The sequence below is a fragment of the Cloacibacterium normanense genome (genome assembly GCF_003860565.1).
In the GTDB taxonomy this organism is placed as follows: Bacteria; Bacteroidota; Bacteroidia; order Flavobacteriales; family Weeksellaceae; genus Cloacibacterium; species Cloacibacterium normanense.
The window spans coordinates 1,716,841-1,729,579 of the sequence record NZ_CP034157.1 but is presented as its reverse complement, the minus strand read 5'-3'; the positions used below and the strand labels follow the sequence as shown (position 1 = coordinate 1,729,579).

11 protein-coding genes and 1 tRNA gene are annotated in these 12,739 nt (G+C 36.6%); 5 read left to right on the top strand and 7 right to left on the bottom strand.

Annotated elements, in window-relative coordinates:
• The first annotated feature begins 8 nt into the window (after window positions 1–8).
• Window positions 9–275: a hypothetical protein gene (locus EB819_RS07955; RefSeq protein WP_069797760.1), complete on the top strand. Its 267-nt coding sequence runs from the start codon at window positions 9–11 to the stop codon at window positions 273–275.
• Between the two features lie 132 nt (window positions 276–407).
• On the opposite strand, the gene EB819_RS07950 is transcribed toward EB819_RS07955, so the two are convergent.
• The 3 genes from EB819_RS07950 to fbp all read right to left on the bottom strand — a co-directional run bounded on the left by EB819_RS07950 (window position 408) and on the right by fbp (window position 2,796).
• Window positions 408–1,472 carry an o-succinylbenzoate synthase gene (locus EB819_RS07950; RefSeq protein WP_069797758.1) on the bottom strand — a complete coding sequence of 355 codons (1,065 nt, stop codon included), beginning with the start codon at window positions 1,470–1,472 and terminating at the stop codon, window positions 408–410.
• On the bottom strand, window positions 1,473–1,694 hold the full coding sequence (locus EB819_RS07945; protein WP_069797756.1) for a PLDc N-terminal domain-containing protein: 222 nt from the start codon (window positions 1,692–1,694) through the stop codon (window positions 1,473–1,475).
• An 85-nt stretch (window positions 1,695–1,779) separates the two neighbouring features.
• The gene (gene fbp / locus EB819_RS07940; protein ID WP_069797829.1) at window positions 1,780–2,796 is read right to left on the bottom strand and encodes a class 1 fructose-bisphosphatase; all 1,017 of its coding nucleotides are present in this window, start codon (window positions 2,794–2,796) and stop codon (window positions 1,780–1,782) included.
• Between the two features lie 127 nt (window positions 2,797–2,923).
• Between fbp and EB819_RS07935 the strand changes: the two genes are divergently transcribed.
• The 4 genes from EB819_RS07935 to EB819_RS07920 all read left to right on the top strand — a co-directional run bounded on the left by EB819_RS07935 (window position 2,924) and on the right by EB819_RS07920 (window position 7,655).
• Window positions 2,924–4,162 (top strand): aspartate kinase, encoded by a 1,239-nt coding sequence (locus EB819_RS07935; RefSeq protein ID WP_069797754.1) that lies wholly within the window; start codon window positions 2,924–2,926, stop codon window positions 4,160–4,162.
• 6 nt (window positions 4,163–4,168) lie between these two features.
• Window positions 4,169–5,983 (top strand): bifunctional lysophospholipid acyltransferase family protein/GNAT family N-acetyltransferase, encoded by a 1,815-nt coding sequence (locus EB819_RS07930; protein WP_069797752.1) that lies wholly within the window; start codon window positions 4,169–4,171, stop codon window positions 5,981–5,983.
• Between the two features lie 122 nt (window positions 5,984–6,105).
• Window positions 6,106–6,178 (top strand) — tRNA-Phe (locus EB819_RS07925).
• Window positions 6,179–6,425: 247 nt separating this feature from the next.
• The gene (locus EB819_RS07920) at window positions 6,426–7,655 is read left to right on the top strand and encodes a site-specific integrase (RefSeq protein WP_069797750.1); all 1,230 of its coding nucleotides are present in this window, start codon (window positions 6,426–6,428) and stop codon (window positions 7,653–7,655) included.
• A 659-nt stretch (window positions 7,656–8,314) separates the two neighbouring features.
• On the opposite strand, the gene EB819_RS07915 is transcribed toward EB819_RS07920, so the two are convergent.
• From EB819_RS07915 to EB819_RS07900, 4 genes are all read right to left on the bottom strand, one after another.
• Window positions 8,315–10,441 (bottom strand): heavy metal translocating P-type ATPase, encoded by a 2,127-nt coding sequence (locus EB819_RS07915; protein WP_069797748.1) that lies wholly within the window; start codon window positions 10,439–10,441, stop codon window positions 8,315–8,317.
• Window positions 10,442–10,478: 37 nt separating this feature from the next.
• Window positions 10,479–10,811, bottom strand: a complete 333-nt coding sequence (locus tag EB819_RS07910) for a DUF305 domain-containing protein (RefSeq protein WP_245993114.1) — start codon at window positions 10,809–10,811, stop codon at window positions 10,479–10,481.
• A 252-nt stretch (window positions 10,812–11,063) separates the two neighbouring features.
• Entirely contained in the window at window positions 11,064–11,507 is a 444-nt protein-coding gene (locus EB819_RS07905; protein ID WP_245993111.1) for a heme-binding domain-containing protein, read from the bottom strand.
• 16 nt (window positions 11,508–11,523) lie between these two features.
• On the bottom strand, window positions 11,524–12,729 hold the full coding sequence (locus EB819_RS07900) for an efflux RND transporter periplasmic adaptor subunit (RefSeq protein ID WP_069797743.1): 1,206 nt from the start codon (window positions 12,727–12,729) through the stop codon (window positions 11,524–11,526).
• Between the last annotated feature and the right edge of the window lie 10 nt (window positions 12,730–12,739).

Below are 12,739 nucleotides of genomic sequence, written 5' to 3'. Positions count from 1 at the left end.
TGCCCCTCGTGGAAATAGGAAATGCAGAGCAATTTAATGTTTTGGATGAGAATAATGACTATAAATACATTACCGATTTATTCGTTATTCCAGATGATTTTGTTTTGTTAGAAGTTTTTGTAAGTGTTCAAGAAACCAGCGCTTCAAAAGTGAAAGCAGATAAATTTCAAAGGCTTAAAAATGAATATTCAGATGATTCTAAACAAATCGTAGATAAATTGATAAAATATTTAAGAGATAATAAAAAATTACAGAAAGAAGGCAGTCCTGACTAAAATGAAAAACGCTAAGAGGAAATTACTATTAATCATTAAAAAATGGATAGATGAACTTTTTATAGATACGGTTTAATCTTTCCATGACTATTAAAACTACTATGTAGAAACCTTGAAAATTATTTCAAGGTTTTATTTTTTATGCCACATTTGGTCGCCTTCTAATTGCAGATGAGTTTCAAAATTATTCGTGAAAAGTGCTCCAGTTCCCAATCCTTGAGGTAAAGGATTTTTCTTGGTGTAAGTGTACTGGCAAATCGCATTCAAGCCAATATTGCTTTCTAAAGCAGAAGTAATCCACCAGTTGATTCCTAAACTTTCTGCAATGGCAATCCATTCATCAGAACCCGAAAATCCGCCCACTAAAGCTGGTTTTAGAATAATGTATTGTGGTTTAATGGTTTCTAAAAGTTTCTTTTTATCTTCAAAATCGATTACGCCGATAAGTTCCTCATCTAAAGCAATAGGAGTAGGTGTTTCTGCGCATAATTTCGCCATGTCATTCCAAGGAGCACAGCAATCCGTTGAATTTATTTCATCAGTTTCTTGGCTCTTTTTACTTTTTACTTGGTTCTTCTTTATCGGTTGTTCAATCGAATGAATTCCTAAATCTGCTAATTCTTGTAAAACAATTGTAGCTTCTTCATAAGAAAAAGCGCCATTAGCATCTACTCTGAGTTCCAATTGTTCTTTTGGGAATTTTTCTCTGAGTTTTTTGATGATTTCTTTTTCAGATTTCCAATCTACCCCTATTTTTAATTTAATACAGTCAAAACCTTTGGCTAATTTTTCTTCAATTTGAGATTGCATAAAATCTGCATTTCCCATCCAGATGAGTCCATTGATTTTTATAGAATCTTTACCATCAGTAAAATCACTCGGAAAATACAAATCTTCGCCATGCAGAAGGTTAAGAAGCGCTTGTTCTAACCCAAAAATAATAGAAGGATAATGCAGCAGTTCTTTTTTTAAAACTTCAAAATCTAAATATATGTTTTTGCAAAGCCAAGTGAGTTTTTCTTCATAATCAGGAACGTCATCATAGCTCAATCCTCTGAAAATGGCACATTCGCCAATTCCTTTTTTGTTATTTTCAGAAATTTCTAAAAGATAAGTTTCCTTAGTAGTAAGAACTCCTCTAGAAGTTCCACTCGCTTGTTTAAAGATGAGTTCGTGTCTGGTAAATTGAGCGTTCATTTAATTTGTTTTTTGTTGGCCTCCAAAAATAAAATACAGAATAGAGCCTAAAACGGGCAACAAAAGTACAATTAAAACCCAAATAATTTTATTAGTAGAATCCTTAAAGTTGCTTTTTAAAATGTCAATAAGGGCAAAAATCCATAAAACAGAAGGTAAAAGAATAATGAACAAAACGAAAACCAAGTGCAGAATAGACAAGGACAAAAAAGTGAGAATCATGATAATATTTTGATATAAAAATAATAAAAAAATCGTAAAATCAAGAGAGACTTTACGATTTTATAATCAGCAATTTTATAAATTTCTAAGGTTTTAAAGCTTTTGCCATAAATTCTTCGGCTTTGGTTACCATTGCAGCACTTCCGCAGAAGAAAGGTACTCTTTGGTGCAATTCAGTAGGTTCTATTTCTAGAATTCTTCTGTAGCCATCACTCGCTTTTCCGCCAGCTTGTTCTGCCAATAATGCCATTGGATTGCATTCGTATAACAATCTCAGTTTTCCTTTTGGAGATTGTGACGTAGAAGGATAGATGTAAATCCCACCTTTAATCATATTTCTGTGAAAATCTGAAACCAATGAACCAATATATCGAGAAGTATAAGGTCTGTCTCCTTCTTCTAACTGACAATATTTAATGTAATCTTTCACACCTTGAGGAAATTTAATGTAATTTCCTTCGTTAATGGAATAAATTTTTCCCGTAGTTGGGAATTTCATATTCGGGTGAGAAAGATAATATGTACCAATAGATGGGTCTAAAGTAAATCCATTTACGCCATTTCCTGTGGTGTAAACAATCATGGTAGAACTTCCGTAAACTACATAACCAGCTGCTACTTGTTTTACGCCTTTTTGTAAAAAATCTTTCAGTTGAACAGGTGTTCCAGGCTCCGTAACGCGTCTGTAGATAGAGAAAATGGTTCCTACTGAAACATTTACATCAATATTAGATGAACCATCTAGTGGATCAATTAAAACCACATATTTATTAAGGTGAGCGTTACTTGTCGCTTTAATTTCTATAAAATCATCACTTTCTTCAGAGGCAATTCCGCAGACTACTTCGCGCTGAGAAAGTGCTTCTATAAAAAGATTATTGGCTAAAACATCTAGTTTTTGTTGGTCTTCACCTTGTACATTCTGGTTTCCAGCATGACCGATGATTTCTGCGATTCCCGCCTTGTTTACTTCTCTATTCACTACTTTAGAAGCCAGTCTAATGGCGCTCAAAAGTCTAGAGAGTTCCCCTGTGGAATATTTAAAATCGTCTTGTTTGTCAATGATAAATTCACCTAAAGTTTGAAAAGTTTGTTCAGACATTTTTTTGGTATTTGCTTGTTTGTAAATTTCGCAATTTTTGGTGATATTTCCCAAAAAATATTCAATTGATTCATATGGAAATAATTTAATAAATTTGAAGGTTTGAATTGATTTTAAATAAAAGAAGATGAAAATTTTTAAATTCGGAGGAGCATCAGTAAAAGATGCAGAGAGTGTAAAGAATGTAGCGAAAGTGTTAAACTCGCAAGGTTTTGAAAAATGCCTATTAGTAGTTTCTGCCATGGGAAAAACGACCAATGCATTAGAAAAAGTAGTAGAATACTATTTTAAGAAAGAAGATTACCAAAATGAGGTAGAAAAAATAAAACAATCTCACTTAGAAATTACCAAAGGTCTTTTTGCCGAAAATCATAAAATTTTTGGAGAAGTAGCTTTGTTTTTTGATGATTTAGAAGCTTTTTTGAGAAGAAATAAATCGCCAAATTACAATTTTGTGTATGATCAAGTGGTGAGTTGTGGTGAAATGATTTCGTCTAAAATTCTCAGTGAGTATCTTAATGATATCAATTTTAGCAATGCTTGGCTAGACGCTAGAGATTACATCAAAACGGATGACACGTACAGAGAAGGCGTAGTGAACTGGCTAGAAACCGAAAAGAATATTAGCGGTCTAGACCAGAATCAATCCTATGTTACACAAGGTTTCATCGGTTCAGAAGCCAATAATTTTACTGTAACTTTGGGAAGAGAAGGTTCAGATTACTCTGCGGCGATTTTTGCGTATTGTTTAAATGCTGAAGCCATGACCATTTGGAAAGATGTTCCGGGTGTGATGACAGGTGACCCTAGAAAATTTGAAAACGTAACCTTGCTTTCTAATATTTCTTACGAAGAAGCCATAGAAATGGCGTATTACGGAGCTTCTGTAATTCACCCGAAAACCTTACAACCGCTGAAGCAAAAGCACATTCCTTTTTATGTGAAATCTTTTGTAGAGCCAGAAAAACCAGGAACTAAAGTAGGAAATTCTGATGTCAACCAAAGCGAAGAAAGTTATATCCTGAAAGAAAATCAAGTATTAATGAATATTTCTACGAGAGACTTTTCTTTCATTGCCGAAGATCACATTAGCCAGATTTTTAATCTTTTGGCAAAACATAAAATCAAAGTTTCTATGATGCAAAACTCTGCGATTTCTTTGGCGCTTTGTCTGGAAGATAAATTTGGGAAAATTGATGAGGTTAATCAAACGTTAACTCAACAATTCAGCACGGATGTTGTGAAAAATGTTTCGTTATACACGGTTAGAAATGCCAATATGGACGAGCTTTCTAATTTCTATGCTGATAAAAAAATCCTTTTAGAACAAATTTCAAAAAACACAGTACAAATCGTTACGCAATAACCAACCATGAGCCTCATTTCTAAACAAGATTTTATCAAAGCAGCAGGATTGCAGAAATTCGGATTTATTAAAAGTCCGATTGCTTCTACCATTATGGGACTTACCAAATTGAATGATGTCAATAGATTGTATGACAGCATAAAACACCATGAAGGAGTAGCTTTTTTTGATGCTTTTCTCAAAAAATTAGAAATCCAATACGTAGCCTTCGAAGAAGATTTGGCTAAAATCCCAAAAACAGGACCTTTCATTTTGGTAGCCAATCATCCTTTAGGAGCGATTGATGGCATTCTGATGTGTAAAATCCTTACAGAAATTAGACCTGATTTTAAAATCATGGGCAATTTTCTTTTGCAGAAAATAGAGCCTATGAAAGATTATGTGATTCCTGTGAATCCTTTTGAGACCAGAAAAGAGGCGTATAGTAGTATTTCTGGAATGCGTGATACTTTGAAACACCTTCAGGAAGGCGGTTGTATCGGTATTTTTCCTGCGGGAGAAGTGTCGAATCGTAACAATGTTTTTGATGAAGTTCTGGATAAAGAATGGGAAATTCCAGCACTTAAATTGATAAAAAAAGCAAAGGTTCCAGTGGTTCCGATGTATTTCCATACCAAGAATTCGAGCAAGTTTTATAGCATTGCCAAGATTCATGCAGATTTGCAAACGCTCTTGCTTCCGTCTGAGATGATGAAGAAAAGAGACAAGCCTATTAGAATCAGAATAGGAAAGCCTGTTTCGCCAAAAATTCAAGAAGAATATGAATCGGTGAAAGAATTAGGAGATTTCTTGAGAAAGAAAGTCTACATGATGAAGTCTTACTATGAAAGGAGAAAATCCATTGCGGAGCTCTTTAAACTGTCTAATTTGCCGATTAAATTTCCGCTGAAATCTGGACAAGAAGTGATTCAGAATATCATAGACGAAACACCTCATGAAGATATTTTAAAAGATATAGAAAATCTTAAAAAGAAAGATAAACTCTTGTTTTCCAACTCTAATTACGAAGTTTATTTCACCGAATATGACGAAATTCCTTCAATGATGAGAGAAATCGGAAGACAGCGAGAATTAACTTTCCGAGCAATAGGAGAGGGAACCAACCTGCCTTTTGATTTGGATGAGTATGATAAGCATTACCATCACCTCATTCTTTGGGATAATAGTGCTCAAAAAATCGCTGGAGCGTATAGAATGGCATTAGGTGCTCAAGTCATGAAAAAATATGGAATTAGTGGCTTTTATACGAGCTCATTGTTTGAATTTGACCAAGAAATACAGCCATTTTTTAGAAAAGTGATAGAAATGGGCCGTGCTTATGTGAATTTAGAATATCAGCAAAAACCATTACCACTGTTCTTATTATGGAGAGGAATTGTGCATGTTTGCCTCAAAAATCCTGAACATAAATTCTTAATGGGTGGAGTAAGCATCAGTAATAAATTCTCAGATTTTTCTAAGTCTTTGATGATTGAGTTTATGCGTTCGCATTATTATGATTCTGTGGTGGCGCAATACGTACATCCTAAAAACGATTTTAAGGTAAAACTCAAGGTAAAGGAAAAACATCTCTTTTTCGAAGGTTTAGACAATGATTTGAACAAGTTTGATAAACTCATCGATGATTTAGAGCCAGAAATGAGAATGCCTGTTTTAATAAAAAAATACATCAAGCAAAATGCTAAGGTTATCGCATTTAATGTAGACCCTAATTTCAATGATGCGATAGACGGACTCATGTATATCAGAATAAGCGACCTTCCAGAAAGTACGATTAAGCCCGTTTTAGAAGAGATGAGCGAACAATTAAAAGAAAGTTAAAAAAAATGAACTTGAAAATCAGGGAGTTCAAAAAAAAATGTAAAATTCTTTTGAAAAGACTTGCGTCATATAGATAAAGTGCTTACTTTTGCACCACTTTAACACAGTGATGAAACAAAAAAGGTTTCTTAGCTCAGTTGGTAGAGCAACGGATTGAAAATCCGTGTGTCCCTGGTTCGATTCCTGGAGAAACCACGTTGAAATGTTCAATTTCAAGCAATTGCCCTTAAATCGTAAGATTTAGGGGCTTTTTGTTTTTATTTGATATCAAATAAAAACAATTTTTCTCAATTCGTGAGGTGACCTATTCGGTTACCTCTAAATTTTTTAGCATATAGGTAACCGAATTCTCTTGAAAAGCCCATGTATAAGCTTGTTTCATTTTTGAACATCTTGTGAAAAAGGGCACTTTAAATTTATTTTAACTTTTAAAGTCACCAGTATGAATGCAAAAATTTCGGTATTATTCTATGCGAAAAAATCCAAAACAAAATCTAATTTACGCGTTCCTATTTATTTGCGAATTACCGTGAATGGAAAGCGTGCAGAATTTTCTACTGGAAAAGATGTAGAGATTTCCAAATGGAGTTCCGCTCAAAATCGTTTAAAAGGTAATTCTGAAGAAGCGAGAGCTATAAATAAGTATTTAGACATCTTGAAATCTAATGTTCTAGTTTTGGAAAACAAATTAGCGCTATCAAGGGAAAGTTTTGATGCAATAGATATTAAAAACCTATTAACAGGTGCAAATACTACTGAAAGATACCTCATTCCAATTTTTGAAGAACACAACTCCAAAATAGAAAAACTTTTAGGTAAGGAATACGCACCAGCTACACTTAAGAATTTTAAAACTTGTTTGGCTCATTTGAAAGAATTTTTGTGGAAGTTTCATAAAAAATCCGACATTGATATTCAGAAACTGGAACCATCATTTCTAAACGATTTTGATTTTTTCTTGCGAACCAAACCCAATATCAATAATAATTCAGCAGTAAAACACACCAAAAATTTAAGTAAAATATTAAAATTGTGTTATCAGAATAATTGGATTGAAAAAGATTTGGTAATTTTTTACAAAGGTAGATTCCATGAAGTAAATGTTAATTTTCTTACGGAGGAAGAAATAAAAACAATTAAAAATAAAGATTTTATTGGTAGTGGGTTAAATATAGTTAGAGATATTTTTATTTTCAGTTGTTACACAGGATTAGCTTACATAGATATTTTTAACCTTACAAAAGAACAAATTACTATAGGTGTTGATGGAAACCTTTGGATAATAACAAATCGTCAAAAAACAGGAATAAATTCAAATATTCCCTTGTTACCAATAGCAGAAGAAATTATTAAAAAGTATGAAAATCATCCATTAGTTTCCAATTCTGGAAAATTGCTTCCAGTCTATTCAAACCAAAAAGTAAATGAATATTTAAAAACAATAGCTGATAATTGTAATATCAATAAAAAACTTACTTTTCATTGTGCAAGACACACATTTGCTACTACTGTTACTTTATCTAATAATGTCTCAATGGAGAGCGTAAGTAAAATGCTTGGTCATAAAAGCATTAAAACTACTCAACATTATGCTAAAATATTGGATAAAAAAGTAAGTGAAGATATGAATAATTTAAAAAAAATACTTAATCAGAAAGAAGGAATTTTATGAATAAGATAGATATTATTTTTTAGTAATTGTAATGGATATGCTTATTTTATATAGGATTGGTTAATGATACAGTTTAACTTAAAAAATCTATTTCTATCTATAATGATAAGTTTAAAAAAAGTTCCAATATTAATAATTAGTTATAGAAATTATTAGATATTATGATTAAGACTCTAATTACATTAATTATGATAGATATTGCTTTTTTAAGTATTTAGAAATTGATTTTTTTAATTATAGTTCTGCGAGTTGTAGAATTAAATAAATCCAACTTGACAATAGAAATAAAAAGCTACCTTCTATTCCCAAAAACAGTAAATTAGAATTTTAACGGATATAAATTTTAATATATCTGAAATATTTTATATAAACTATATTTTGGATACCGTGTTGAGTTTATTAATATACTCAGACATAAGAGACTTTGAAGAGCGAGTATGTAGGGAGATTTAGAGATCACTTTTGGTTTTTGTATTTATTTTGACCTAATGAGCGATTGGAAGGTGTAGCCCATAAAGGCTTTTCATGTTGCTAGGAAGGCATTATGTTATTTGCTACGGCAGAGCGGGGAGGTTTAAGTACAAAATGTAAAAAGACGCATCGCTGCGCCTTTAATGTATAAATAGAAGTGTGACTTTTGTTAGATTTGGACGTTACGTCTAATCTATTTTAAGGAGACTTGCATTAAGTGCGACCACGATGGTGCTTACACTCATCAGCACTGCGCCCATGGCGGGACTCAGGACAAATGTAGGATACAGAACACCCGCAGCAAGTGGAATAGCCACGACGTTGTAGCCCACTGCCCATACGAGATTCTGGATCATCTTGCTGTAGGTTTTCTTTCCAAAATTTATCATTTTCACCACGTCTCGAGGGTCACTGTTGACCAGAATAATATCTGCGGTTTCGGCAGCAACATCAGTTCCGCTGCCAACTGCAATGCCTACATCTGCTGCTGCCAAAGCCGGTGCATCATTTACGCCGTCACCTGTCATCGCAACGATTTCCCCTTTATCCTGAAATTCTTTTACTTTTTCCTGTTTGTGGTGCGGAAGTACATTTGCCAAATATCCGTCCATTCCTAACTGCTTTGACACCGCCGCCGCTACCTTTTCGTTATCACCTGTAAGCAGGAATGATTTAATGTTCATGCTTCGAAGTTGGTCAATAGCTTCTTTTGCGCCTTCGCGAATGGTATCTGCTAAAGAAACAATACCCACGGGCACGTCATCAATCAAAATAAAGTTCACTGTTTCTGCATCCTGGTTGATTTCTTCCGGAATGGCAGGTACCTGTTTATTGTTTTGAACAAAATAATTAGGACCAGCCGCGACAACCGATTTACCGTTTACGATTCCTGTCACTCCAATTCCCTGCATGTAGCGGAAACTGTCTGACTTCCATAGCTCCAGTTTTTTCTCGGAAAGGGTCTGCATGATTCCTTTTGCAATGTGATGTTCGGAGTTCTGCTGCACTGCTGCTGCATACTGGAGTAAATCGTTTTCCGAATAGTGTTCAGTTAGAGGAATGATTTTCTGTACGGTGTGGGAACCTTTCGTAAGGGTGCCGGTTTTATCGAAAATAATGGTCGATAATTTTCTGGTGGTTTCAAAAGCTGTGCGGTTTCTGATGAGTAAACCATTTGTCGCTGAAAGTGTAGTGGAAATGGCCACTACCAGAGGGATTGCCACTCCTAAAGCATGAGGGCAGGCCGTTACCATTACCGTTACCATCCGTTCCAGAGCAAAAGCCAAATCTCCCATGGTGATGTACCAGTAAGCGAAAGTTCCTACTCCCACCACAATTGCTACTATAGTAAGCCATTTGGCTACTTTATCCGCCAGATTCTGAGTGTTCGACTTTGCTGCCTGCGCATCCTGAACCAAATTAATGACCTTATTGAGGTACGAATCCTTTCCAACCCCTGTTGCTTTTATCTTTAAAGCCCCGTCTCCATTGATAGACCCTGCGATAACCTTTCCACCGGACTCTTTTCTTACAGGAACACTTTCTCCGGTCAGCATGCTTTCATTTAAATAGGAACTGCCCTCGACAATCAGACCGTCAGCGGCGACTTTTTCGCCCGGTCTTATGATTACTGTATCTCCGTTTTTCAGCTGTTCCAGTTTTATTTTAACCGGACTTCCGTTATGCTCGACGGTTACGTCATTTGGTAGCAATGCCACTAAGGATTGTAACGCTTTTGAAGCTGCCATCTGTGAACGCATTTCGAGCCAATGACCCAGAAGCATGATGACAATTAGGGTGGCGAGCTCCCAAAAGAAATCCATGCCCGGCAGCCCGAATACGACGGCAACGGAATAGACATAAGCTACGGTAATCGCCAAAGCAACGAGCGTCATCATCCCAATAGCTCCGGCTTTCACTTCGCCCAAAAACCCTTTGAAAAAAGGCATTCCACCGTAGAAATAAATAATACTTCCCAAAACCAACAGCACGTATTTATCGCCTTGAAAAGCTATGGTGAAACCAAGCCACTGCTGAATCATGTGGGAAAGCAGCAGCACCGGGACAGAAAGTACCAGTGTAATCCAGAATCTTTTTAGAAAATCCGGAGTATGATGACCTGCATGTTTGTCAAATCCCGCCGCTGAACTATCAGATTCTGAGTGATGATCATGATTCTGATGATGATGGCTGTGTTCGTCTTTTTCAGGTCGGGCGGTTCCTCCCAAGGGAATTAAGTTCATTCCGCAAAGTGGACATTTCCCCGGTTCGTCCTTCAATATCTGGGGATGCATGGGACAGGTGTATTTTTTCATAATTCAATTTTTTTGCGTTAAATTCTGCTATTTGAGATTACTTCCGGGTTTGAAGTTCCTTAATTTTCGCCCTCATGACGGCAATTTCTTCCTCCTGTGCTTTGATAATTTCCTCGCCCAACTTTCTCACTTCCGGATCGACCAGATTACTTTCTTCGACCATAAGAATAGCCCCTGCATGGTGTGGAATCATGGACTTTAGAAACTGGACATCTCCCACGGCTGTCTGCTGCCGAATCCCGGACCAAAACAGCACCATCATCAGCACTCCGAGGCCCATAAGAATTTTATTGAGTTTTTTGTTGGGATACATCTTCCCCATTATCAGCAGTTCGATGATTAACATAGAAGAAGCCATCAGGCCTGCCATCTATAACTGGTTTATGTTTGGAATTACGTTAGCCAGCTTGTCCACCATCGCATACATTAGTATAAACATTGAAATAAAGGAAATCAGAAGCATCCAAAATAACTTTTTGTATGCAGAGGCATGGCTTTATTGCGCGTGCTGGACAGACTCCTTGCCCGATTCCATTTCATGTTTGGAATGATTGCCTGTTGTTGAATCAGTATCCTTAAGCATGTTGTGGTCATGTTCTAAATTTTTCATCCTAGTAATTTTTTAGTGTGGGTTAATGGTATTAAAAAAATCTAACAGTTCTTTTTTTTCATCCGCTGATAATCTGGCGTTTCCGTGCATCATGCGGTATGATTTTAAAGGCATTTCGTCTTTCTCAATCTGCCTGATGATGCTTTTTATTTTTGCTTTTTTACGTCTTTTTGAATAGTTATTGAACTCATCAAAATTGAGTTCTTCTTTACCTTTTTTAATATGCCGGGCCATGAACCACGCGCCCGGCTGTAATACCGAATACCAGGGATAACGGGTATTATTTGAATGACAGTCATAGCAGGAAACTTTAAGGATTGCAGCCACGTTGGCGGGCACCTTTTCGGTTTTTTCAAAACTTTGACCTGGCGGAACGGTGGAGACATTGCGCTCCACCGGTATGACCTGAATGACTAAAACAATAGCCACCACTAGCACCGCCAGCCAGCCTATCATATTCAATTTTCTCATATTACATTGTACTCATATCGTGACCCGCCATCGGATCTGCCCCTTTTTTGAATATGTATTCACTGTTCAGCAGGTAGGCCCCGGAGACCACTACTTCGTCTCCCGCCTTAATTCCTGATGTGATTTCTATTCTGTCTTCATATTCGAGACCCGTTTCCACCATTCTGTTGACGAAGGTGTTCTTCGCGGTTTTCACCCACACCGTGGAAGATTTGCCATCCCTGATTACCGCATCCACAGGCATTGAAAGACCATCACGGGATTTGTTTTCCACCAGAACATATACCGGCATGCCGGGTTTCAGCAGGTTTCCTTTGTTGGGCACGGAAATGCGAACCAGATTTATCCTGCTGGAGGCGCTTATTTCAGGGTTTGTAAAATCAACCTTTCCATTAATCTTCAAATTATCCAGATCGGGAATATATACGGTGACCTTACTGTCTTTCTGAAGGAGTGACATTTGGGAAGAATACACCTGCGCCTCCGCCCACAGCGATGAAAGATCTGCCAGATTCACGATGGTGCCGCCTTCCGCAAGATAATCGCCTTCGGCAATGCTCAGATCGGTGATGTAACCAGCTGCATTGCTGAACACAGTAGTGGTTGGCGTGGCTTTTCCTGATCTTTCCAGCTGTTTGATCTGGCCTTCGGACATTCCCCATAAATAAAGCTTGTTTCGGGAACTTTGGAGCAACTGATCAAAATCAATGGAAGTATTACCGACGAACAGCTTGCGTCTTTCCAATGCCAGCAAATATTCCTGCTTTGCATTATTGAGTTCTTCACTGTAAATATCGACCAACGGCGCCCCCTTCGGAACAAAATCGCCAATGTTTTTATAATACAACCGTTCAACTCTGCCCATTACTCTGGAACTTACTGCCTGCATTTGGTACTGATTAAAATTGAGTGTTCCAGTCAGCGTAAGTTTGTCGGCCATAGACCCATCAGATAGCGCGACTGTTTTGATATTCCCAAGTTTTATCTGCTCATCATTCAGGATAATTTCATTGGGATCCGCATTCTTTTTCTTCTCCACCGGCACCAAATCCATGTGACAAATAGGACATTTTCCCGGTTTGTCAGATACCACCTGTGGGTGCATGGAACAGGTGTAGTAGGTATCGTGGCCGGCATGCGGATCTTCCTCCTTTTTACAGGAGTAAAGAAAAACCAGCAAGGCCAGCATTAAAATATTAAATTTCATCTTATCAATT